The organism is Fulvivirga sediminis, from assembly GCF_016757215.1.
Taxonomy (GTDB): Bacteria; Bacteroidota; Bacteroidia; order Cytophagales; family Cyclobacteriaceae; genus Fulvivirga; species Fulvivirga sediminis.
Genome location: NZ_JAESIY010000022.1, coordinates 1 through 26777, shown reverse-complemented (window position 1 = coordinate 26777; position 26777 = coordinate 1). Strand labels below are relative to the sequence as shown.

The 26777-nt window shown below is 37.7% G+C and carries 16 protein-coding genes; 13 read left to right on the top strand and 3 right to left on the bottom strand.

The window, feature by feature from the left end; all coding sequences use genetic code 11:
- Positions 1–274 precede the first annotated feature (274 nt).
- The 6 genes from JL102_RS22805 to JL102_RS22780 all read left to right on the top strand — a co-directional run bounded on the left by JL102_RS22805 (position 275) and on the right by JL102_RS22780 (position 8484).
- Positions 275–2104: a type VI secretion system Vgr family protein gene (locus JL102_RS22805; protein ID WP_202246789.1), complete on the top strand. Its 1830-nt coding sequence runs from the start codon at positions 275–277 to the stop codon at positions 2102–2104.
- Positions 2105–2107: 3 nt separating this feature from the next.
- A complete protein-coding gene (locus tag JL102_RS24065; protein WP_202246788.1) occupies positions 2108–2569 on the top strand; it encodes a PAAR domain-containing protein in 462 nt (153 codons plus the stop codon).
- 11 nt (positions 2570–2580) lie between these two features.
- Positions 2581–6576: an SH3 domain-containing protein gene (locus tag JL102_RS22795; RefSeq protein WP_202246787.1), complete on the top strand. Its 3996-nt coding sequence runs from the start codon at positions 2581–2583 to the stop codon at positions 6574–6576.
- A 2-nt stretch (positions 6577–6578) separates the two neighbouring features.
- Positions 6579–7592, top strand: coding sequence for a DUF5991 domain-containing protein (locus JL102_RS22790; protein ID WP_202246786.1), 1014 nt, complete (start codon positions 6579–6581; stop codon positions 7590–7592).
- Positions 7593–7814: 222 nt separating this feature from the next.
- A complete protein-coding gene (locus JL102_RS22785; protein ID WP_202246785.1) occupies positions 7815–8177 on the top strand; it encodes a hypothetical protein in 363 nt (120 codons plus the stop codon).
- Entirely contained in the window at positions 8116–8484 is a 369-nt protein-coding gene (locus JL102_RS22780; RefSeq protein ID WP_202246784.1) for a hypothetical protein, read from the top strand. Before JL102_RS22785 ends, JL102_RS22780 begins: the two co-directional genes overlap by 62 nt.
- Positions 8485–8733: 249 nt before the next feature.
- Here JL102_RS22780 and JL102_RS24060 read toward each other — a convergent pair whose 3' ends face one another.
- Positions 8734–11706 (bottom strand): rhamnogalacturonan lyase family protein, encoded by a 2973-nt coding sequence (locus JL102_RS24060; protein ID WP_202246783.1) that lies wholly within the window; start codon positions 11704–11706, stop codon positions 8734–8736.
- A 639-nt stretch (positions 11707–12345) separates the two neighbouring features.
- Between JL102_RS24060 and aceE the strand changes: the two genes are divergently transcribed.
- The gene (aceE, locus tag JL102_RS22770; protein WP_202246782.1) at positions 12346–15003 is read left to right on the top strand and encodes a pyruvate dehydrogenase (acetyl-transferring), homodimeric type; all 2658 of its coding nucleotides are present in this window, start codon (positions 12346–12348) and stop codon (positions 15001–15003) included.
- Positions 15004–15007: 4 nt separating this feature from the next.
- Positions 15008–16369 (top strand): 2-oxo acid dehydrogenase subunit E2, encoded by a 1362-nt coding sequence (locus JL102_RS22765; RefSeq protein ID WP_202246781.1) that lies wholly within the window; start codon positions 15008–15010, stop codon positions 16367–16369.
- A 109-nt stretch (positions 16370–16478) separates the two neighbouring features.
- Here the strand turns inward: JL102_RS22765 and JL102_RS22760 are convergent, their stop codons facing one another.
- On the bottom strand, positions 16479–16739 hold the full coding sequence (locus tag JL102_RS22760) for a hypothetical protein (RefSeq protein ID WP_202246780.1): 261 nt from the start codon (positions 16737–16739) through the stop codon (positions 16479–16481).
- A 466-nt stretch (positions 16740–17205) separates the two neighbouring features.
- Entirely contained in the window at positions 17206–17661 is a 456-nt protein-coding gene (locus JL102_RS22755) for a DinB family protein (RefSeq protein WP_202246779.1), read from the bottom strand.
- Between the two features lie 268 nt (positions 17662–17929).
- Here JL102_RS22755 and JL102_RS22750 point away from each other — a divergent pair, with 268 nt between their 5' ends.
- The 5 genes from JL102_RS22750 (at position 17930) to JL102_RS22730 (ending at position 26639) form a co-directional block, all read left to right on the top strand.
- A complete protein-coding gene (locus JL102_RS22750; protein WP_202246778.1) occupies positions 17930–19810 on the top strand; it encodes a transglutaminase-like domain-containing protein in 1881 nt (626 codons plus the stop codon).
- Positions 19800–21965 (top strand): DUF3857 domain-containing protein, encoded by a 2166-nt coding sequence (locus JL102_RS22745; RefSeq protein WP_202246777.1) that lies wholly within the window; start codon positions 19800–19802, stop codon positions 21963–21965. Before JL102_RS22750 ends, JL102_RS22745 begins: the two co-directional genes overlap by 11 nt.
- Positions 21966–22431: 466 nt before the next feature.
- Positions 22432–24267 (top strand): hypothetical protein, encoded by a 1836-nt coding sequence (locus JL102_RS22740; protein WP_202246776.1) that lies wholly within the window; start codon positions 22432–22434, stop codon positions 24265–24267.
- 302 nt (positions 24268–24569) lie between these two features.
- Positions 24570–25373, top strand: coding sequence for a pyrroline-5-carboxylate reductase (gene proC / locus JL102_RS22735; RefSeq protein ID WP_202246775.1), 804 nt, complete (start codon positions 24570–24572; stop codon positions 25371–25373).
- Positions 25374–25655: 282 nt separating this feature from the next.
- Entirely contained in the window at positions 25656–26639 is a 984-nt protein-coding gene (locus tag JL102_RS22730) for an adenylate/guanylate cyclase domain-containing protein (protein ID WP_202246774.1), read from the top strand.
- The last annotated feature ends 138 nt before the right edge of the window (positions 26640–26777 follow it).

Genomic DNA, 26777 nt, shown 5'->3' with positions numbered 1-26777 from the left:
TGGCTTACTGGACGTATGTGTACTACCAGGGTGAAGGCAACGCTGCCAGGTGGCTGCAAGCCAACAGAGGTCTAGACTACAATACCAACAAGGCTGAACGCGGTATGGTACATACTCTTGCTCTAGAAAGAGTAGCGACATGGAGGTACGTGCTTACTAAAGGCATCTTTTCTAGATGAAGCCTATCCGTGATACCACTATTTTAAAATATACTAATGGCAGGTTCACTAAATAATTATTCTTTTAGCGAATAGCTATAAAAATCAAAAATATTATGGCCCTACAAACTAACATAGAAATATATATTGGAGGAAACCTGATCCCCACTTACAAGAGATTATCATTACAGCAAGACCTAGATGCCCACCATATGCTCACCCTGGTATGCAGGATGGATGTACTGGAGAAATTAGGGGATGAATTAGCCTCCGAAAGCAAAAACTTTTTAGGTGAAATTATTACCATAAGTGTAAGCTCTGATGAAATCTATAGCGACTATGGCGTGCTGGAATTCAAAGGGATAGTGGTAAAGGTTAATAATACCAAAGCCTATGATAGTGGTGAAGAAGATACGGTAGAAATTACTGCTCAGAGTGCCAGCATCATCGCTGATGACGGCCCTCATTATGCTTCGCACAGTGAAGTGAGCCTGTCAGACATTCTTACCAAAACCTTTGAAGGCTACGATGCCTCCAGACTCGAAATGGCTTTCAACCCACAAAACACAGAAGCCTTACACTACAGCGTTCAGCAAAATGAAAGCGCTTTTGAGTACGCCAGCCGATTGGCCGCTCAGCATAGCGAATGGTTTTATTATGATGGCAAAGCCTTGGTATTTGGCGCACCCAAAGCCAGTGAAGAATTGTCCATCACCTATGGGCATGACCTGAAGAAGTTCTCTTTAGAGCTCAACCCCTCCCCTAATAACTTTAAGTACTTTACCAATGACTACCTTACTGACGAACTCCATGAAAAAACATCTAGGGAGATCAACACAGGGGTAAATGGATATAATGGCTTTACCAGCCAAAAAAGTGGTGAAATATATGCTAAAGAAACCAGCATATACCTTAATTCTTATACAGACAGCACCCTGAAGCAGCGTTTTGACCTGCAGGTAGAAAAACAAAAGAAGAGTCGCGAACTCAAGCAAGTAATCGTAAAAGGCTCTAGTGATAACCCAGGGGTATACTTAGGTCAGGTAGTAGCAGTAAAAAACACCGCAGCAGCACAAGGCAGCTTTAGAGTAACTAAGGTAATGCACACCGCTACTGAAAATGGTAACTATATTAACTACTTCGAAGGCGTATCTGCTGAGATAGACATTTACCCTGAAAGCAACGCCATGGCCTACCCTCGCAGTGAGAGCCAGGTAGCTACGGTAATGGATAATGCTGATCCTGATGGGCTAAGCCGCGTAAAAGTACAGTTTGCCTGGCAAAAACCTACCGGTGAAATGACGCCATGGTTAAGAATGGTGACTCCTCACTCTGGTGGAGAGAAAGGATTCCATTTTATACCTGAAGTAGGCGAAGAAGTAATAGTAGGCTTTGAAGGTGGCAACGCCGAGCGCCCCTACGTGATGGGAGCTTTATACAGTGGCACTAAAAAGCCTGAAAGCTGGAAAACAGATGCCAATAACATCAAAGCTATACGCACCCGAAGTGGCCATACTATAGAGCTGAACGATACTGAAGGAGAAGAAACTATCAGCATTTATGATAATGAGGGAAGCATTATCACTTTCAATACCCAGGAGAAATCTCTGACCATAAATGCGACTGAAAATCTGGATCTTACTGCTAAGAATATCAATATAAAAGCGGAAGAGCAGCTGAATATACAATCATCTGATGCATTGAGCTTTTCTTCTGAAGGAGATACCAGCCTGATTGCCAATGGCAAACTCGGCTTGCAGGCTTCTGATGACCTCACCGCTAAGAGTGATGGCAACGTAGCTATGGAAGCCACTGGCGATTATACCGCCAAAGGCCAGAAAGCTATTATAGAAGGTTCTACCAATGCTGAACTTAACGGAGCTCAGACCAAAGTGACTGGTAAAACCATGACAGAGATAAAAGGTACCACCTTAAAACTGAACTAAACTATGCCAGGACAAGCAGCTACCATAGGAAGTATGCACGTGTGCCCGATGTGTACCGGCACCGTGCCTCATGTAGGAGGCCCCATTAGCGGACCTGGCTCACCCAATGTACTGATAGGCGGTAAGCCTGCTGCCGTTATGGGTGACATGTGTGTTTGCTCAGGTCCTCCTGACACTATAGCCCAGGGAGAATCTACCGTACTCATCAACGGCAAACCAGCCGTAACCGTAGGTGCGCTCACCGCCCACGGAGGCACCATCAGCGTAGGCGAGCCTACTGTACTTATAGGTACAGGAACCTCGGCCCCAACCGCCATTATGGCACTGGAAAAAATACCTTTCCCTAAAATTACGATTACCAACCGCCTGCTCGGCAACACCAAGGAAGCGGAAGCCAATCAGGAGAAGCTAAGAAAGGAAAGTCAGAGACAAGGTAGATTAGGTCAATTTAATATCAGTTTTTAATAGTCAGAGATATGAATTTTTTTTACCCCGAAAAAGATGGAAATGGTGAAGACTTGAAGTTTTCTAATCAATTTGGAAAATATCTGATAAGTCATTTTAACACTTGGCACGGTGGTGTACACATAGAAGGTGCTGACAAACCTCTACAAGCTATTGCTGACGGACGTATTATAGCTTATAGGATGAACAGGGAGTATCAGACATTAAAAGACTCTAGTGACAACACTAATCGCAAGCCTAGAGAAGAAAAAAAATACTCCAATAATTTTATATTAATTCAGCACGATATAGAAATAAGTAAAGAGGAGGTGGAAAATGAAGGCGCTGATGACGAGAAAACCACGGTAAAGAAGAAATTCTTCACCTTTTACAGCCTCTACAATCATTTGCTACCCACTTCAGCTTATTATAAAGAGAATAAAGAAGAAATTCGTAGCGGTATAGACGTCCCCAAGTTTATGCGCTACGAAACATTGAAAGCCACGCAAGAACAAGATTATGATTTTCCGGCAACAACCATTAAAGGTCTAAATGCGAGAACACTTAACAGTGCAGGTGTAACTGAGTTTAGGGGTTCAAGAACTATAAAACTGGTTATACCTTATGGAGATAAGGTTTGTAAAGTACTAGATGAAGAGGGTAAACTTATAAAGAATGGAAGTGGAATTAAAGTAACCTACACTGATGGAAATGGAGACTACCACGATGATATTTACATTTATGATCGCTCTCCCCTAGAAGATCTTGGTGATTCATATAAAATCAATACTGATAAAGATACAGGTAAATTCATAGATTATCTTGGTTTTTCTGATGAAAAAAGAATTGAACGGGGATCCCGTTTAAGAGAAGAAGCTAACGGCGATTCAGCTGTCATAGGTTTAATACCTAAAGGTACCATAGTAAATGTGCTTGAAAAAACAGAGGTTAAAATAAAAGAAGGCAAAGAAACCTATTGGGCTAAAGTGGAGGGTTATGAAGGCTATACTCACTCTAGTAATTTTGAAGTTCAACAGGAGATAGAGGAAGTAGACATAACTTTGGATAAAATAGTAGCCTGTGACATCCCCATCAAGGCAGGAGAACATATTGGTTATACTGGCTTGTTACAAGGTGACCTTGGCTGCAACTACCATGCTGCTCAGGTAGATGTATTCATGACTGAAGAAGTAGATGAGTTTTTATCAAATGCTTTTGAAGCAGGAAAAGATAAAAAGAATTATACTATTCTTCCTCAAGACACTATACTAAAGAAAACTCTTACTACTAATGTTGATCTGCCCAAAGGTACGACCGTGAAAGTCTTAGGTATTAAGGATGGGTACGTTAATATTCAAGAAGATAAACAACCTGTTAGAGCCTCCCTCAATAAATCATATTTACATAACATGGTTGACCCACCAGGCCCTAGGAATGCTTACTTTCAAATTAAGCCCGAATTCTTTGACGAGATAAATAAATCTCATTTCAATAATCAAATACCAGATGTAAACAGTTTTGTGTATTGGTTAGAACAGAATGGTGATATAACAAAAGTAGAATATAGACCAAAGAATAATCCAGCCGAATTTTGGGTAAAAACAAAAGATCTTTTCCCTGTTGAAGGAACAAAAACCAGAGATAAAAAAGTAACTGTGCCTATACCATTTGGACAAACCACTGACTCATTTCTGGAGTATTTAACAAAAGCAGACTGCAGGGTGGAAGAAAAAATAGTTCAGGAAGAATACTTTGATATTCATCCTGCTAAAAAAGGTGAACATACTACACTAAATAAAAATATTACTACAGCTTATTTGGCTATACCAGATAATAAAGATGAAACAGGAGAAGATGAAGAATTATGTAAAGAGGCAATTGTAGATCTTAGTAAAGCTAAAATCATCAAAGAAAACGAGAATAAAGAATGGATACAGGTTACTTGCAGTTACGTAATAGGTAATAAAAAAGAAACTAAAAAGGGGTGGATAGAAAATAAGAATTTTGATACCTTTAGTCTCCATAATTGGAAAAATTCTGGCTTTAAAACTATAAGAGCAGGAGCTGAATACATGTATGAAGTAAAAGGACTTAGAGACTGTAACGATTCACATGCTAGTGATTTTATAAAGAAATTCTGGAAAACATTGAATGTGAAAAATGATGATGTTTTAGATATTTTCGAGCTTGATGCCGCATATAGTATGCTTGAAACACAACTTGCTGTATCTAAAATAGTTTGTGAACACAAATCTGAATGGTCTTATACCGCTAATGATATAGCTGATGAAGTAACTAAATTTTATGACTACCAAATTTCTCAAGAAGATGAAAGCTTAAAAGAAGAACTTAAAAAGCTGAAAGAAGACAAACTCAATACTATAAAAGATCAGGTAGGAAAGTTGATGTTCTGGAAAGAAGCCTCGGGGTTAATCTACGACCCTCCTAAGCAATATACTCTTCCGAATTCCAATCCTGAACCTATTTATGATGCACATTTGGGCCCTACAGATGAAGAGCAGAAAGCAAGAAGAGCGGCTAGAGTTGCTGCAATTTTTGGGACGGATGACCCCGAGGTACAGATGGCTGCAGCCGGAAGAAGTCCAGAACCTATTGATGCTACTACTCAAACAAACAACACCGACACTGAAACCCTAACTCAACCAGGAGTAAGTGAAGAGAAGGAAGCCTGTGAAACGCAAGAACAACCACAAGAGGAAAAACAGCAGGAAGTGAAACCACCTGAGCGTACCTTCCCTAGTACTGATCAAGTATGGCACTTTCATCCTATTGCTTTTGTGGAGCATATGAAGAGGATTTATGGTAGTGGAGGGAGCTGTGAGAGTCTTATTTGGGGCAATAAAGTTAGTTGCCAATTTAGAGCCAAGGTTATTCAGATTGCTAAGAACCTATGGGGGGAAGAAAGAAAAATTGAAATGGCCAATAACCTTATGGCTGTATTTGCATGGGAAAGTGGAGAAACATTTAAGGCCAACGCACCAAATATGGCGAATTCAGGAGGTACTGGATTAATTCAGTTTATGCCTTCCACTATTGCAGGATTATTAGGACGGTCAAAAGAAGAATTAACAATTGAAACAGTCACCAATTATTGGGGGAATAATTTAACTCTAAAAAGAGTAAAAGAGTTTTCCGATATGTCTGAATTAAGACAACTTGATTACGTTGAAAAATATTTTAAACCTTTAAAAGGTAAACATGTTGAGTTCGTCGACTTTTATCTTCAGGTGCTTTTTCCTGCCTCCATGGGAAAACCTGACAATCATGTGGTTTTCTCTAAAAATGGTACCGGTCTACTCAAAAATGATGTCTTCTACCAAAATAGAATAAATGCATATAAGCAGAACAAGGGATTTGACACGAACAAAAAATACGGCAATGATGACGGAATAGTCACTAAGCTGGAAATAAAAAAGGGAATCCAAAAATATCTGGATGAAGGAGAAAAGCACAAAAACAACTGTACAGACGGTTCCTGTACACGTCAGAATGACAGGGAAGAAAACATTTCACTTGCAAGTGAAATAATATTCCATGGCTACCAAAACAGCGATTCCAAAGGTTGCCTGCGCAGGTGTGAAGATATGTTAAGGTCATTCGGAAATTATAAGGTCGCTCCTACTACTGATTCAAGAGTTGTGCAAATGACTCAATATGAAGGTGAAGACACTGAGAATTTAGTAGTGCAAGATAATGCTTCTGAAGGACTAAATTTAATAAATAATCATATCCATAATAGAATACCAATTATAGTAGGTATAGACTGGAAAAAAGGTAACACCGGAAACAATGACAATACGACTGATCATTGGGTAATAATTGTAGGTAAAGAAACCAGTAACGATGGAATATTAAGTTATCATTATTTTGACCCACAGACTGGTCATGAATCTATTGGGACTAGTAATAAAAATAAACTTAAACTACAATCCGATGGAACCTTAAAAGATACATATAGAGGCAGAAAATATGTAGTAACTATGGTTAGACCTACCTTAAAAAATTAATTATGCTAAAGTTAAATTACTTCTTTCTTATTTATTTATTTCCAATCTTATTAAGTTGCAATACGACCGTAAAAGAAACACAAGAACGGCCAAATGAAATAAATGACATTCAAAACAATTATTCTGAAGTGGTAGAAGATTTTTATAGCTGGTACCTTAACCAGTACTATAATAAGAAAAATAAAAACCCTTTTATTCCTAAATATCAGAAAACTGGCAATGGAAAAATAGGCTTAAATGTTTCGGATTACTCATCTCGATTGGATCAAGTGCCACACTTAAGCGAATCTTTTAAAGAATCTTTGATAAAAAAATGTAAAGAATGTAATAATCTAATGCTTGAGAGTCTGGAATTAAACAGCTTTGATCCCGAGTATGACGCAGATTTTTACTTAGGTAAAAACAAAGACTATAAATGCGATTTTCTTCGAAAAGACATTATTTTAGGAGGGCAAGGAGAAGCTGTTACAGCTATAAAGATAAATGAAGTTGAAATCACTAAAGTGGATAATCAAAGGTTAGTTCACGCATATTCATTGATAGATAATTCGATCTTTTCTTATTTAGATATTTTAGTAGAAAACAATGAAAATGGAGATTATAAAATTGACAGTATTAGTGTATTTTTCAACAAACCTAAGTCAAACATAAAAAATAATTACTCATTTAACAGGTCTGATTGGATCGGAAAATATCACTTAACTCAAGATAAAGGTAAGATTGATGAGTTTAGTTCAATTGTAATTGGTTATCAAATTAATATAACAAAAGATAGCTCCCTTTTCATAGGACAAGGATATCAAACTAATTTTATAGACCTATGCAGTATTAAAAAAGATGGGGATACATTAAAACTATACTATGATTCAACTCTAGAAGGTACTAATTATAATGAAACGGAAGATTCCCCACTATTAAAACTTTACAAAAAACAAAACAGATATTATGTTACAAGCCCTGTAATATCAGTGAATACAAATAATAATAGCGAAATAGAGTTTGAAAAATTTGAGTAATTAATAGTTTCGGGCGCGTTTCCATTCAACTGAAACGCACTCGAAATTGTATAATATAAACAATTTCAACCTTCATTTAAACTAAAAAATAAAACACCCAGTTTGGGCGCGTTTGAGAGAAACAGAAACGCGCCCAATTTCTACATGAAATAATCGACAAACATAAAACAGACCTATCCCGCTGACATAATAGATAATGAGGTTACCAAATTCTTTGACTACTTGATTGCTCAAGAAGATGAAGGCGGTGAATGGGATCTGGAAAGTCTCAAAGAAGAAAAGTTAAATACTATAAAAGATCAGGTAGAAAAGCTGATGTTCTGGAAAGAAGCCGCTGGTTTAACATACTACCCTCCTATGGATCTTCCTACTCCTGAGGGGCTGAAACCTATGGGTTACACAAAATTGCGACCTACAGATGAAGAGCTCAAAGCAAGAAGAACTGCTAGAATTACTGCAATTTTTGGCAGGGATGACCCCGAGGTACAGATGGCTGCAGCCAGAAGAAGTCCAGAACCTATTGATGCTACTACACAAACAACCAACACCGACTCTGAAACCGCTAACTCAACCAAGAGTAAGTGAAGATAAGAAAGCCCCTGAAACGCAAGAACAACCACAAGAGGAAAAACAGCAGGAAGTGAAACCACCTGAGCGCACCTTCCCTAGTACAGATCAAGTATGGCACTTCCACCCTATTGCTTTTGTGGAGCATATGAAGATGATTTATGGTAGTGGAGGGAGCTGTGAGAGTCTTATTTGGGGCAATAAAGTTAGTTGCCAGTTTAGAGCCAAGGTTATTCAGGGTGCTAAGAACCTATGGGGGGAAGAAAGAAAAATTGAAATGGCCAATAACCTTATGGCCGTATTTGCATGGGAAAGTGGAGAATAAGGCCACCGCACCAAATATTGCGAATTCAGAAGGTACTGGATTAATTCAGTTTATGCCTTCCACTATTGCAGGATTATTAGGACGGCCAAAAAAAGAATTAACAATTGAAACCTGTCCTAAAGATGGGAAGTCTTCACGATAGATCAGCCAAAATTACTCTACTTAAAAAAGGTATAAATACGAAATGTTCAAATAAAAAACTACCCCCCATAAATTGAGAGGTAGGTCACTTGAACATAACAGATTAAACTATTTGATAAACTTCTTAGACAATGTTTGTTGCTCGGTAGTCAGAGTAATGATATATATTCCTTCGGGAAAATCACTTACATCTAACTTGAACTGATTTTCTACAACCAGGTGATCTGTGATTAAATGCCCATTTGAGTCATATACTTTCAGTTCTGCTCCTTTATGAGTATCCCCTTTCCATACAATATTTACAAGTCCGTTGGATGGATTTGGATACAATAACAAATCTTCTGACGACTGCTCACTTATGACTTCAGTTTTTAGCCCATGTTTGGTAGTAGCCAAATCATTGAAATTAACATTACAATCAGTGGCCGAAGCAGGTCCGGTAATTTGAATATAATCTATATTAGCGAGGCCGTCTGCTTGGGTTGCTTCCAATCTCACGGTCTTAGCTCCTGCTGATATATTGGCTGTAACCGAAACGGTATTCCAGCTAGTCCAAGCGGCATTCGGAAAGGCAATAGATGAAACTGCTGGCGCCCCATCTATTAATAAGCGAGCGGTACGGCCTGAAACACCCCCATTGGCATATCTCCAGGTAAAGGTATAGGTGCCGGAGGTATTGAAATTAACCCTCCAGTTAATACCACTGCCATATGAATTGGCCGAATTAACAAAACCATTTCCTGTATAACCGCTGTGGTTATTCTCTATTGCACCTTCTACAGAGCAGAAACCTTGCGTGCTTTCTTGTATGGTAGTGACGGTTGGTGTATCCAAAGTGCCATAATCGATATATCCATTACAATGCATCCATTCGCTGTAGGAACCTCCGCAAGCATCATCTTGCCACACGCTTGTGTTGGTAGGCCTATCCTCAGACTGAATAGTCACTCCATCCACCATTATATAATCGACTTGTACATCTAACCCAGTATCATCATTCACAAAATGAACGGTAATATTGCCGGAGCCATCCGCATAATAATTCTGATAGTTTGTGCTAAGGGTAAAAGAAGCCACAGTATTACCATCGGCTCTTACCTCTATCACTTCTCCGCCACCTTCCCCCCTGGCTCTTACCATAAGATTACCTACGCCCGGATTCCCTCCGTTAACCAGCTCTATATTAGGTTGTGGCGGTGTGGACATACCGCTTCCTAAATAATAGCTAGTCCAGGGTGGTTGATTATATCCAGAATTTTGCCAAGCAATGGCTGCTCTATACTGTGGATTATGCATTAGCGTATAGAGCTTCTGATTAGTAGTGGCCGTGGTTGTGTATATTCTCAGGCTTTGATTATCACTGGTTCTCCAAACAACCTCTTCCCTCCAATCTCCTAAAAGATCGGCAGAAAGGTTAGGCGTTGCTTTGGTGCCATTGTTTGATCCCACACCAGTTGGCGAAAGAAGTACCCCTGAATTGTATTTAGAGATAGTAGTGCCATCGAGCAATTCTCGACTCAAATCACCATCCCACCAGATGGCAAAATTGATAGAAGGGATATTAGTGCTTACCAGATCTCCTGTACTGCTATAAACGCCCAGCCCACTGGAAGCCCAGCTCTCAGCTCCAGGATATTCAGGCATAATATCGGCACTTAACCCTCTTCCAATATCTCCATTCTTATATTTCGCCCAAATGATACTTCCTGTACGGGCATCTCTCATCACCACCGCCGGTTTGCCATTGGATGGATTAGAACTGGCATCTTCTATTGGCGTAAAAACCTCTAAGCCCGGTCGGCTAGGTATAAGATCAGAAACATGCATAGCATCTCCGTGCCCCCAGGTACTGGTATAAAGCCCTCTCCCATTATCATCTACCACCATGGCTCCATAAACAATCTCATCTCTACCGTCGAAATCCACATCCGCCACGCTTAATTGATGATTACCTTTACCTGCGTAATTGGACCAGCCATTGTTGGTGTCAAATACCCAGCGTGACCTGAGCTGACCGTTACTGTAATCCCAAGCCGCTATTACACTGCGAGTATAGTATCCCCTACTCATAATAATAGACGGATTTCTACCATCAAGGTAAGCTATTCCTCCAAGAAACCTATCCACCCTATTACCATAGCAATCTCCCCAATTACAAACATTCCCCCTTCCGGGCAAATAATTTACTGTATGCATTGCCGCTCCGGTCTGCCCGTTAAATACAGTCAGGTATTCAGGGCCATCTAATACATAACCGCTGGAATTTCTCCAATCAGCCGAAGGATTGCCAATTACATTACCTTGACCATCAGTAGTGCCATCAGCAGTTTTGCAAACCACTTCAGCCTTGCCGTCAGAATCAAAATCATATACCATAAACTGAGTGTAATGGGCTCCTGCACGTATATTCCACCCTAAATCTACCCTCCAAAGCTGTGTACCATTCAACTTATAGGCATCTAGAAAGACTTTACCGGTATAACCAGACTGTGAGTTGTCTTTCGAATTAGATGGATCCCACTTCACAATTATTTCATATTCGCCATCTCCATCCAAATCTCCTACGCTACAGTCGTTAGGAGAATATGTATAACTACCTGAGGGAGTAGCACCACCGGGAGGTCGCTGTAAATTAACCGTTTTATAATTCTGCCCCCATACATTGGCGGCTTCAGAAGCGGCCTGCTCTACTCCGTTAATTACAGGTCGAACCGAATAGCTGGCATTGGTAGAGGTATTATCGACATAATTGGTAGAATTTGTTATTGGCGTGGCATTCACTTTGGTACTGCCTCTGTAAAGGTTAAAGGCTATATTGGATGGATCGGTACCAAACATTCGCCAGCTAACAAAAACTTGGCTATTACTGGTCCTAACAGCCACTACTCCGCGATTAAGATTTTCCATGAGATTCTGTGCATTCACTGCGTTAACAAACAGGAGCATAATCAGAATGATCAAATACTTGTAAATATTATGAGTAGGGAAGGATTGAATAAATACTCTTGAAGCCATTGGCTCATTGAAATCGTAACCCCGGACTATCCAGTGATGACGATTAAGTAGGTTTTTAAGTAACATATAGGGTTTATTGAGTTGATTGATATTAAAAAGGCGGCTAAAATCAAGGTGATTATATCTTATCAGAACCGTTTTCCTTGTAAAAAACTAAGTATATGGGTGTTAAGTTAAAGTTGTTTACACGTGAATAGAACGATCTGGCTTACCATGCTTTACGTCTATTTTTGAAACATTAATTCACTTAGGCTTATACTACGCAGTTATATTAATGCCTATACATGAGCAATTATTAGCTACTGTAAATCCATTAGTTACTATCATTAACTTGAAGATAAGACATTACCACTAGATATTAAATCCGCCTTATTATGAGGTATTTTTTCATTCGGTATAGGTATTAAGTTGATTGTGGTGATTTCGCAGACACCCTAATTTAATATACCTGAGAATTAGAAGCTATTAGTTTTAGTGTAAACACTACACTTTTACTACATAGTACATAAATCACCTAATTACTCGGAAAAATATAGGCTAACTAGATTGGACAAATCAATCCATAGATTCGCACATTTCTACTTTCCCTTTATACATCATCCACAAAGCGTGAATATTTTTTCACAGTATATAAATATAATATAGCCTACAGCTCAATCAGGAAGAAGGAACAATTTTTGACACATTTTAACAAAATATGTTATTATGGCTGATCAAAACCGAATCAATACTGAAGAAGAACAAGAATGGATATCGTCTCTGGAGTGGATAATCGAAAATGAGTCAAAAGCACATGCCTCTCAGCTACTGCATTTGCTTAACCAAAAAGCAGAGGCATATGGCATAAATCTCAACGGCATGGCCCAATCCGGACAATATGTTAACACTATTTCTGCTGATGAAGAGGTAGCCTACCCGGGAGATATTGATCTGGAACAAAGGATAGATAGGGCGATACGATGGAATGCCATGATGATGGTGGCAAAGGCTAATCATACACATAGTGGATTAGGAGGTCATATTTCTACTTTTTCTTCTGAGGCAGATTTGTTTCAGGTAGCGCTACATCACTTTTTAAGAGGCTATGAGGGGGATCATCCTGATATAGTTTACTGGCAAGGCCATGCTGCCCCAGGTCTATACGCTTACTCCTATGTGGCTCATGACTTGAATGAAAAGCAAATAACCCATTTTCGTCAGGAAATTCAATATAAAGACGGGCTGCCTTCATATCCTCATCCACGCCTAATGCCTAACTATTGGAGATTTCCCACAGTATCTATGGGCTTAGGCCCTATCCAAGCTATTTATAAAGCTAGGTTCCTAAAATACTTACAGAACCGTGAATTAACCACTTATAAAGAAACTAAGGTATGGGCCTATCTTGGAGATGGAGAAATGGATGAACCAGAATCTACCGGGGCACTTGCCATAGCTAGTAGAGAAAAATTAGATAATCTTATCTTTATAGTTAACTGCAACTTACAGAGACTAGATGGGCCTGTAAGGGGTAACAACCATATTATTTCTGAAATGGCCAATATATTTTCAGGAGCTGGTTGGAAGGTCATAAAAGTAGTATGGAATAGTGAGTGGGATAAGATTTGGGCTAAAGATACGTCAGGAGCACTAAAGAAAGTAATGGCAGAAACTCCAGATGGCGAGCTACAAAAATGGTCCATTGCTTCTGGTAGCGAATTACGAGAAGAGCTATTTGGCCAAAATGAATCACTCCAACAGCTGGCAGCAGAATATTCTGATGACCAGTTGGAAAGACTGGGCAAAGGAGGTCATGACCTAGTAAAGATTTATAACGCTTATAAAAGAGCCGTAGAATACAAAGACGGTCCGGTAGTAATTCTGGCTCATACCACCAAGGGACATGGTCAGGGAGAGGCCGGAGAAGCCAGTAATGTCACCCACAATAAAAAGAAATTTTCACTAGAAGAAATAAAAGATTATAGAGATAAGCTAGAAATACCACTTACCGATGAGGAATTGAAGGACTACCCTTTCTATCGTTTTGAAGAAGACAGTGATGAAGTAAAATACATCAAGCAAAGAAGGAAAAATCTATTAGGCCCATTACCAAGTCGAAAGGAAATGGATTATGATTTTAAAATGCCTTCTTCTAAAATATTCAAATCATTTGATAGTGGATCTGGAGATAAGGAGGCCACAACAAACGGCGCTTTTATGCAACTCCTTTCCTCTTTATTGAAGGATGAAAATATGGCAAATCATATAGTCCCCATTATTCCAGATGAGTCACGAACGCTAGGCTTAGATGCTCTTTTTGGTAAAGTTGGAATATACAATCCAAAAGGTCAACAGTATGACCCTGTAGACGGAGGTAGTCTCCTTCAATATACTGAAAAGAACAAAGGAGTAATTATTGAGGAAGGAATTACCGAAGCTGGAGCCATGTCTACTTTTATTGCAGCTGGCACCCATCATAACACAGAAAAATTTTACACCATCCCATTTTTCATGTTTTACAGCATGTTTGGCTTTCAGCGTATTGGTGATCTTATATGGGCAGCTTTAGACGCCCGAACGAGGGGTTTTATGATAGGAGGTATAGCCGGAAGAACTTCCTTATCTGGAGAAGGACTTCAACATCAAGATGGTCAAGGTCATCTATTTGCCTTGGCTTTCCCTCATTTGGAAGCTTATGACCCTGCATTTGCTTATGAAACAGCCGTAATCATCAAAGAAGGGATTAAGAGGATGTACCAGAAAAAAGAAGATCTAATTTATTATATCACTGTAAATAATGATAGTTACTCTATGCCCAAGAAACCGTCAGGAGTAGATCAGGGCATCATAGATGGACTATACTGCTACAAAGAGGCAAATAAAAATAAGACCAAAAATAAGGAGGTGAACCTTTTGGGTAGTGGAGCCATTATGAAAGAGGTATTATCTGCCGCACAAATTTTAGAAGAAGATTTTGAAATACCTGTTTCTATTTGGAGTGTTACTAGCTATAAGAAGCTTTATGACAATGCAAGAGATAATGCTCGTTTAAACAATATTGAAGAGAAAAAAAATCAATGTACTACAGAAAACGCCTTCTCCGAAAATGACATTTGCATTGCGGCAACTGATTATATAAAAGCATTACCACTATCAATCGCCAGCTGGATGCCAGAAAGTTATATTGTACTGGGTACTGACGGCTTTGGACTCAGCGATACCGTAGATGAACTACGCCACCACTTTGAAGTAGATGCAAGCCATATCGTTTGGACTGCACTGCATGAACTTTACAACACAGGCAACCTTAGCAAAAAGGTTCTCAGACGCTTTAAAGATCAACACAACATTAAAAAAGGCAAAAATAACCCCACAGAATATTGATACTATGGATATAGAAGTAAAACTCCCCAAAATATCTGATAATGCAGAAAAAGGTCAGGTAAGTGAAATATTGGTTTCTGAAGGAGATCATGTAGATAAAGAGCAGGCTATAATTGTAGTTGAAAGTGATAAAGCTGCTGTGGAAGTACCTGTAGAACAAGAAGGAACGGTAAAATCTATTAAAGTAAAACAAGATCAGGAAATAAGCACTGGCGACTTGATTTTAATACTAGAAAATAATGGTTCTAACAAAGGCGTTAAAGAAAAGGACGAAGAGACGGATTCTGTTTCGGAAGAAAAAGAAGTAGAATCCAAAGAGAAGCCTGACCAGAAAGAGGAAGAATCTTCTAAAAAGCAAGATAGAGAACAAACTTCATCAGATCAAGAAGCTTCACAAGATAATGATGATGAAGGTTCAGAGCGAGCTGTAAAAGCAAGCACACAGCAGGAAGATCAATCTGATAACTCGTCTGACCATAGCTCCCCAGCAGTGGCTCCTCTGGCTAAAAAACTGGCAAGACAGCTCGGCATTAGCTTATATGAAATTGAAGCTAATGACCAGGGACGAATCACTCATGATGCCGTTATTGAACATGCCAGAGCGCTTTTAACCAGTAGCCATAAGCCTGGAACAGCAGAGAGTAAAATTACTTTACCTGACTTTTCTAAATGGGGTAATATTCAGGAAAAGCCTTTAAGTTCAATTAGAAGTACAATAGCAGAAAAAACATTGCTATCATGGCGGGAAATCCCGCAGGTCACTCAATTCGATAAGGCCGATATTACTACTTTGAGCTCTTTTTTAAAAGAAGAAAATGAAAATAGAGATCAGAAGATTACCGTAACGGCAGTACTCATTAAGGTCATACAAGTGGCTCTAACGGAGTTTCCAAAGTTCAATGCTAGTCTTGATATGAAAAGTAAAAAGGTAATATTTAAAGATTACTATAATATTAGCATTGCGGTGGCTACTGACAATGGCTTACTAATGCCTGTTATTAAAACTGTGGATAGTAAAGGTGTTAGTCAACTGGCAGAGGAGTTAAATGACCTTGCTGATAAGGCTCGAAACAAGAAATTAGCCCCCCAAGCTATGGAAGGTGGTAATATTGCCCTTTCTAATCAAGGTGGCATTGGAGGAACTGCTTTCACTCCAATTGTCTTTCCGCCGCATGTAGCCATAATTGGAGTCTCTAAAGCAGAGTTACAACCAATATATTCTAAAGAAAAAATGGAATGGGAACCAAAACAGATATTACCTCTATCTATGTCTTATGACCACAGACTAATTGATGGAGCTGAGGCTGCAGCATTTTTAAAACGAATAAAAGAATTAATAGAAAAGCCCATGAAAATAATCGTATAAACTTTCTTCATACCTAATTATAAAGCTTGTTTATAAATTGAGCACTTCAATCTTATAAACAAGCCTTATTTTATGTCTCTTCAAAATTCTCAAAAAAGAGCTACTACTTCTAAATTTCTGCGGCGACCCTCTTTTCTTTTAATTCATCTACCATTTGAATCAGCTTGCCTTCTACAGACACCAATTCATCATCCTTGGATTTAATAATATCACATAAGTGAAGTATGGATGACCTGTCTGAATCCGTAAGGTGTTGACGGCTTTCTGTAGACAAAATAACGCTGGTAAGTTTAGACCTCACCTCGAGACTTACTTGCTTAAGCTTCTCTACGTATTCCTGTATTTGAAATAATTCCTGCTCTCTAGTCATATGTTTAAGGTTGATTATATACTCGGAAAACGCCCTACTTTCGCATATCGTTCACCTAATGCTATATTAGTGTGGTTTACGTTTATTCTTACAAAATAGTTAACCTACAGGCCATAATATTCTGACGATCAGGTAAAATACTAATAGTCATTAGTAACAAAACCTACTTGATTATCCATCTCATAACTCTGATTCAATCTTTCTTAAAACTGGATTTAATTTCCTGCATCACTCACTACAGCTGGTATGAAAACTTATATACGAAAAGTGTGCTGAGGATATTATATGATTAAAACCTGACACAGCATACTTTCTATGCTGCAAATGGTTATTTTGTACATAAGTTAATTATTATCAGGCACAATTGCACGTCAAATCAACGATAATTCACAATCTATATCATTAAATAATTATTTTAAATGGAATAAATGAGACAAGTTTTACAAAACCCTATTACCTTAATTCATTAAACAAGCTTACGAATACTCATCATATAACCTAGATGAAGAGCTTCATGATAGTTATTATAGGTCAGTGCCTCTTCAATGGTAGCCAAATGAAATCCCATGCTAGTAGTTCTTTCATTATAGATATTGAATTTCCCACCATTAAAGTCTTCTTCAGTCTTTTCCACCAGCTGAGCCATCAAATCCTTTATATGCATCACATCCGCTTCTGAAACAGGATTTGTGGGCCTGCTTCCTGGCTTATATCGATCAATTAAATCATCGGATACATAGCCCTCCAATCCTGATGACTTATATATCAATACTTGTTGCGCTATTAGCACATGGCCAATATTCCAAATTAGATTATTACTAAAACCTTGAGGTGTTTCATTGAGCTGCTCTAAGCTGTATTTCTCAAAAAACTCTTGGTACAACTCCCTATTTCTCTTCCAAATTTTAAAAACAGAATTCATTATTTTATGAAGTTAGATTTAATTTCAAATACCTTAAAAGAGCTCCTAAAGTAATTAACTGCTTAATCTTAAGCAATTTTGATATAGCTGGTAGAGGTTTCTGATCATTTCATTCATCGAGATCATCATGGCCATTTATAATTTTTTAACCTGCCTATTGGTCACATATGCAGTCTTTCAAGTATATAAAAGGGTTAATAATTCAATTAAAACTAACCATATTTACATTTTTACCGTGCAATATAATCGCTCAATCTTAGGGTGTACGATGACATTATTGATGTTTATCGCTTCAATTTCTGAAGGTCAAAAAATAGATTCAGAAAGAATACTGGAGGCTGACCGGATCGCCGAAGACTACAAAGATGCCTCTGTTGCTTCCCTTAACTCCACAGATCATTATCGCTTTGCAATTCATAAAAAGGAAGATTATCTTCAGATTATAAATGAGAAAGACGAACTTTTTATAGGCTTAAAAGATAATGCTGAGTATGTAAAACGAACTTATTATAATGATAATGTTGAGCTGGGAAAATCTTCAATCACCACAGAAAAAGGAAAATCATTTTATCACAATAAGTATTGCGGGCATTATCAGTCTGGTGAAATATTTTATTCAGACGCACAAATATGTGCCTATAAGATGCCCTTCAATGTCACCGGAACAGTGGCTCATTTTTCCTCAGAAGCTACTTACCTGGATCCCAAGTATTTAACTTCTGTTTTCTTTCATGAAGATTTACCCGTTTTAAAAAAAGAAATTACATTTGAAATACCTGTAGGTATTGAGGTAGAACTCAAAGAAATCAACTTTAAGGGTTACGACATTAAAAAGGATATAGTAGGAAATAAATACATCTATACTATCTCCAATCTGGAGGCGCAATCAACCGAAGAGAATGACCCAGGCTTTCTTCATTACATGCCTCATATTTTAATCTTAACCAAGAGTTATAAAAACTCTCAAGGCAGTAAAATTCCCGTTTTAGCTTCAACTAATGATCTTTATAAATGGTATCATGAACTTACTTCAAATATTGACAATAAGTCTTCTGAACTGACCAGTAAAGTAAATGAGATTATTAAGGATAAGACTACTGATGAGGAAAAGATAGAAGCCATCTATTATTGGGTACAGGATAACATACAATATATAGCTTTTGAAAATGGTTTGGCAGGATTTCAGCCTGACCCCGCCAATAAAGTACTTTACAATAAATATGGGGACTGTAAAGGTATGGCGAACCTCACAAAAGAAATGCTTCGATTAGCTGGTTATGATGCCAGATTAACCTGGATAGGCACTACTAGAATACCTTATACCTATGATATACCCTCATTAGCGGTAGATAACCATATGGTATGCACCCTTTTCTTGAATGACAAAAGATATATTCTAGATGCCACGGAGAAATACAATCCTATAGGCTTTAATGCTGAACGTATACAAGGCAAACAGGTGTTAATCGAAGATGGAGATCATTATCTTATTGACCAAGTAGCAGAACAACCCATAGAAGATTATTTGGAAGAAAAGAATTGGGAATATACCATTACAGATGGAAACCTATCTGGCATAGGGACCTCAGACATAAGAGGAGAATTCAAAAAAACAATCATGAATTTTATCTACGCTGTCAATAAGGTAGACCAATCCAAATTATTAAAAGCGGTAATATCAGGCAGCCTTGAACCGGATCATTTCCAAGTCGATAATGTAAATGGATTAGAGAGGCATCAGCCTATGCATGTGGAGTATAACATGCAATTAAACAATCAGGTGAGCTCTTTTGGTTCGGAAATGTACTTGGATATGGACTTTGAAGATGAATATAAAAATGCGCAAATAGAAGAAACAAGAAAAATCCCCTACTCCTTTAACAGCAAAAAATACAGTCGTACAAAAGCAAAGCTAATACTACCAGCAGGTTATACTGTACATCATTTGCCTAAAGCCGTTTCTATTCATAATGAATTTTTATCATTTCAAGCTAATTATGAACTCAAACAAGATGCACTCTACTATTATAAAGAAATAAAATTATTAAAACCTGTGCTTCCTACACATGCTTTTGAAGAATGGAATACTTCTATCAAAGACTTAAACAAATTTTATAACGACCTAATTATACTTACACGTGAGAACTAAATTTTTTAACCTATTCACGCTATCCCTTATTTTATTTATTTCATCCACATCTTTGTTGTTTGCAGTAAATGATAACCCGAAACGTTCAGAAAAGATCAGAGAATCCTTCTGGAATAGCGGAGACAAAAACTTTGATGCGACAGAAATACCTGCTAAATGGAAAGACGAATCAGCTGTAATTATTGCTAAATCAAGCTTACTAAGTTATAAAAAGGATGTATGGCTGAACACATTAAATTATGACAACTACAGCCACTACCGAATTAAGCTATTAGATAAGAAGGCCATAGAGGAATACTCTCAATTTAGCATTCCTGATAACAAAATAGAGTATCTTAACACAACTCATGTGTACGCTGGTTTTAAAGTAATAAAACCAAGCGGTGAAGAGATCATTATTCCTGTATCTAATGCTGTATTGGAAAAAGGCAACCTGGATCATGAAAAATTCAAAACATTAAAATTAGCTATTCCTAACCTTGAGGTAGGTGATATAATTGATTATTATATAGCTGAAGAACTTAACTTTACACCTTGGTCCAGGTATTACATATTTGACCCCGTAATTTTCAAGCTCAACAGCAGGCATCCCATTATGAAGCAGAAAATTTCATTTAATGTAATGCGCAGGTGCTTTATTAATTTAAAAACATTAAATGGAGCACCTAAGTTTAAAGAGGTTAATGATGAAGCTGATGACAAGACCTATTATACACTAGAAGATGAAAATAGAGAGAGTATAGAGGATCTTCGTTGGTTTTATCCTTATCGACAGATTCCTTCTATAAAATTTAAAGTATTATACGCAGAAAAATCTGAAGCTCGTTCATTCCCTGGATTTAAAGGTGAGTATGAGAAGCCTAAATATGAAGTTTCTAAAGATGAGGTATTAGAACTAATTGAATACCTATATGATGAGACTGAAATCTCATCCAGCTTATGGTCTTACATGAAGCGTAATAAGTTAAATAAAGAAAAGAATTTAGACAAACTCGCACGAGACGCTTACAATGCATTTAGGCACACCTCTTATAAAGGTAGCCAAGTGTACCTTATTACAGATGATAATGACTATTTTGAAAGCAAATCTTCCAGAGTGTTGCTTAACCTTTCCAAATATTACAGTAGGATGAAAATCCCTCATGAGATACTGATAGGTATACCACGCCATATATCTGATCTGAAGGATTTAATACTGGAAAATGAGCTTATTTATATGCTAAAGGTAAATACTAAGAACCCCTTTTACATCAGTGAGCTTGGAATTAACCAGAGTTATGGCAGCATTAATCCTTCACTTCAAGGTGCTACTGTTTATTCTTGGCAGCAAGCTCCAGCTGGTAAAGAATTGAAAAAAATCACCATTCCTATAGATTTAGCCGAAGCCAATAACACTACTTCCACAGTAAATATCGAATTAAAGGATATGAATGAGGATTTGGTTGAGTTTGAATTAAAACGCTCTGCTAAAGGTGAAAGTAAGATCTATTATCAAGATCTATTAATGGACTATTATACATATAACCAAGAAGAGCAAAAGAGATATAATTATACTGATGCCTTCAATGGAAAAAAGGATGAAATTGCCAGATTAGAGCAGCTTAAAAAGAAGTATTTGGAGGGTAGAACTGAGAAGTTTAATGAAGCTTTAAAGAACTCAATGGCTAGTGACTATGACATGTCAATAGAAAAAGTAGATGACATCAATATTATGAAAACCGGCCGATATGAAGAGAACCCGGAGTTTGTTTATACATGCAAGGTAGAAGCCAAGGGCACGATCAAAAAAGTGGGGCCTAATTACTTAATAGACATTGGCAAATTCCTAGATATGCAGGTTAAGTTGACTGATGAAGAACGAACCAGAAAATATGATATTCACATGCCCTATGCCAGATCTTTTGAGTATACTATAAAATTACACATACCACAAGGCTATACCGTAGAGGGTGTGGAAGATTTAAATACTGAAGCTATTAATGATACCGGTGGCTTCTCCGCCAGTGCCAAGTTAGAAGGAGACCAACTGATTATTCATTCTAAAAAATATTATAATCATAATTTCGAAAAAGTAGAGAAATGGCCTGATATGGTAAAGTTCCTGGATGAGTCATACAACTTTACTCAGAAAAAGGTGTTGCTTAAAAAACAATAGGTATTGATGTAAAATAAACCCTCAGTACTGTAAACACCCCATTATCCATCAAGCTCTATCTTGGCAAAGCCCACATATGATAGAGCTTGATGCTTTCTTACCCTTACTTAAGAAAGCATACATACGCATCCAACCTTCCAGCCACTAGAGCACCCCGAATACCCACAGGTGACCTATACCGTAAGGCACAAATTATCAACTTTTATGAATTGAACCATTGTAATTAATGCAATATTTCTTTCTGATTTCACGAATCAGATGTTGTACATCACCCCTCCTACTTCATCCAATCCATCAAAATGACTTTCTTCTCCCAGGTTCCTGATTTACGTCATTTTTTACGAGCCTCATTATCGCATACTTTGAGCATTATGCAGCACAGATTAGCGGCAGAAACATATAAATCTTATCAATGAAAACGGGAGTTAATGATATAACTCCATATTTTCAAAACGCATGAAAAGCTATGAATTTAACTGATATGCATAAATTTCACATTCCGGTAATGGGACTCTCTTTCACCATAGACTCGCCAATAAAAGTGGCTCGTTTTGGTATAGATTCAGTTATATCCATTATCCAAGATAAACTAATAGAAACTACAAGAAGACATTATTATCAGACCTGGGGCAAGAAGTTTGGCCTTACTTATGAAGTTATCAGTGATAAAAGCACTGACTACAGAGCCAGGCGCATCACGGATTATCTGAATCTAGTTAACAAGATTGTTGGCTACCAGGTAGAAGAAATGAGACAGGGAGAATTTGGTTCTGGCTCTGACCTCAACAAATACTTTGAGATGCTGCCAGACTCGAATCCATTGCGAGAGATATATTTTGAGATGCAAGAGACTCAAAATGATGCTAAAAAAGCAGAAATGGCCGAATTTCTCAAATCAAAAATTAAGGCTGGTCGTATAGATGTGAACATCATGACCAAGCTAGACAGGCCATCAGACAAAGAAGACCTGGAAAATAATACCGAGGCACTATCAGCTCTAAGAGGTTATGCAAAGAGTGACCTTACTAATTCCTCTATCATATTTTCTGCTGGGATGAATCCCAACTTATTTAGCTATATAGAAGAATTTGACTGTTTTAAGGCTAATGCTGAAAACCGATTCCAGAAAAATATAGTGGTAAAAGTGAGTGATTATCGCTCTGCGCTAGTGCAAGGTAAATTTCTTGCTAAAAAAGGAATTTGGGTCAGCGAGTTTAGAATTGAATCAGGTCTCAACTGTGGAGGGCACGCCTTTGCTACTGCAGGCTTTTTGATAGGCCCAATTCTGGAAGACTTCAAGAACAACAAGGCCAGTCTTATAGAGGATATGTTTGATCTTTATAAAAAAGCCAATGAAGAAAAAGGAGAGCCTATTAGCGACCAAATACCCAAACTCAAAATAACGGTTCAAGGCGGTATAGGAACTTATGAAGAGGCTCATTTTCTGGAGCAATATTATAAGGTAGATGGCACCGGATGGGGATCTCCCTTCCTGATGGTACCTGAAGCAACTACAGTGGATGACGAGACCCTTGACGTATTGGGGAGGGCCAATGAAAATGATGTGATTTTAAGTAAAAATTCTCCTTTGGGAGTACGGTTTAATTACCTGAAAGGAACCAGCTCAGAAAGAGAAAAGCTAGCAAGAATTGACAGTGGTAAACCAGGAAGCCCCTGCACTGAAAAACATTTAGCGCTTAATACCGAGTTTACTCAAGAGCCCATTTGCACTGCTTCCAAAAAGTACCAAAAACTGAAGATGAAGCATTTAAAATCTCTTAACCTGCCTCAATTACAATTTGATAAGGCCGTAGAAGAGATGCAAACTGTAGAGTGCCTATGTGTAGGTTTAAGTAATTCGGTGCCTAGAAATTATAATGTCCCTTTTGTAAAAGGTTTAACTAATGTCACCATTTGCCCAGGACCGAATATAGCCTACTTTAACAAAAGAGCCACACTCAAAGAAATGGTAGATCATATTTATGGTAGGGCTGATATTATAAAGAATGGCCAAAGACCGCATATGTTTGTTAAGGAACTCGGTTTATATGTAGACTACTTTAAGGAGCAGCTTACAAGCGTAACGGAGACCTTGTCTACCAAAGAGAAAAGAACGCACACCAAATTCTATAAGCAAATTATAGAAGGTGTAGCGTATTACAGAGGCATGGCAGATCAGATTGTAGAGAAATCGGATGATATGAAGGCTGCATTTTTAAATGCCTTAAATCATATGGAAGATCAATTAGACAGGCTCTTTGAAGCCTTCTGCATGGAACCTGCCGTTAAGTTTGAACAATAAAGAATCCCTATATATCTAAATAAGAGAGGCGGCCTGAGGGATCAGGTCTGCCTCTTTTGCTTTATAGCCCTACCCTATTATATTTAACATTTTTAATACATCCATTTACCCTAAGAATTTATAGTTGCTTTGAATGAATGTAGTAAAAACCAAACACTTTGTTCAATAAACTCCTAATAAAAACAGGATGTAACTTACTAAATATCAAAGTTTTACCTATTAATATCACTTATTAAAAGTAATTACTGCATAAAGCTTGTTATACCACTAGTAACTTTTTGTTAATAAAATTAAAACAACCAATGAAAGTATTAGTAATAGGGGCAGGTAACATGGGATTAGCATATGCAAAAGCTTTGATAAAATCAGACCTACTGCAAAGTTATAATTTAATGATTTCCGACACGGACCCTAACAAGACTGAAGAGTTAAAGACAATCAGTCGCTTTGAAGTCCACTCTGATCTTAATGAATGCTTGCCTAAAGCTGATATAATTTTTTTAGCAGTAAAACCTTATCATAGCGAGGCTCTTTTCAATGATATAAAAGACCTTCTTGTTCCTGAACAAATCATTATCTCTATCATGGCAGGTGTAACTATTAAAACCATGCAAGATGGTTTGGGTATAAAAAAGGTAGTTCGTGCTATGCCTAATTTGCCTGCTCAGGTAGGTAAAGGGCTTACCTCCTTCACTGCATCAGATGAAGTGTCGCGTTTAGAGCTCTCTACTGTAGAGAAACTACTTAGTACCACAGGTAAGGCAGTAAGATTAGATACAGAAAATGACATTGATGCTTCTACTGGAATATCAGGTAGTGGCCCAGCATATGTTTTTTACTTTATGCAGTCCATGATGGATGCTGCCAAAAAGATGGGCTTTTCAGAGCATGATTCTAAAGTACTCGTGAGCCAGACTTTTGAAGGGGCTGTAGAACTGTTCAATAAGTCTAACCTATCTCCGCAATCTTGGATGGACCGTGTCGCCTCTAAAGGAGGGACAACCAGAGCTGCCTTAGATTCTATGGAAGATAATAACGTAAAACAATTAATAGAAGAAGCCGCTTATGCCGCATTTAACAGAGCGGTAGAACTAGGTAAAGAATAAATAAGCTCTTTTTTATTACACCGAAGTTTGACCTCCATTTAGAAAGTAAAGGAGTTCAAACTTCGGTTTTTTTTATATATTCTTACGTTAATCCAATTATTTTGTATTTAGTTTCAATTTAATAAACGGAATATTCATTAGGAATAATTAACTGTATTTTGTACATTAATTATAATTAACCTAAACATCACCTGTGTATAAAAATTAAAATTATTAGTATTTTAATATTGGTGGAAATATGTCCAATAGTGATCACTAGCCGCTTTCTACAATTATAGCCATATGGAAGGATTGGAAGAACAAGCCATACAGGCATTTAAAAATTTTTGGATCCAGTGGGGGTCTAGAAATGACGATGAAAATCATGATATTCTCACAATGGTTGACCACCAATTCATTGGCTTTGGAACCAATGCTCACGAATTATGGAAGAACAAAACCGATCTAAAATATCAACGTATACGCGAGATTAGTCAAATCGCTGATTCTTATGATTACGAGCTAAACTGGGTGGAAAGTCAGGCTATGGCAGACCATCTGGCTCTGGTATGTGGAGAGATATGCTTATATGTTAGAATAAGGTTAAAAATGGTAGTATTAGAGAAAATCAGGAACACGATCATTTTTGAAAGAAAGCATAACAATGAGCTAAAAATAAAACACTGGCACTGCTCCTTACCAGATCAAGCAACAGAACGAGAAGTAGTTTCTGGCACTTTCCTTCCTAAAAAGTACGACAATACCTCTGTATTCTTCTGTGATTTTGTAGGCTTCACCTATTTAGTAGAACATGTAAATCCAGAAATTCTCATCGCTGAATTAAATGAAATTTACCATAAGTTTGATCAGATTATGGAGGAGGAAGAAATGGAAAAAATACAAGTTTATGGAGATGGCTACCTAGCTGTTTGCGGCCTACAGTATAACATGCCTGAACATGCAATACATTGCATTGCTGCTGGCAAAAAGATACTTAATTATTTGAACACTCGAAATGAGAAAAAAGAGCTAAAATGGACCGCTCAAATAGGTGTGCATTCGGGTTCATTGGTAGCTGGGGTGGTTGGTGAAAAAAAATACAGCTACAACATTTTTGGAGACACTGTAACCACAGCTAACAGACTAGAGACCTCTAGTGAACCTAATAAAATCAATATCTCTGAACCTACCTATAATTTGGTAAAACATGCCTATTCTTGCCGCTATCGAGGCAAAGTAGAAGCCAAGGGCAAAGGACTTATAGATATGTTTTATGTGGATTTGTGATTGACTCGGCTAAAATGCATAAATCGGACCTTCCAGATGGTGATGGTCCGCTCAAATCTCCTAACTGGTCGTAGCATCTGGATTTGCAACAAAAAACTGGACAATAAATTAAGCACATTTAGATTGGTTTTGTTTATT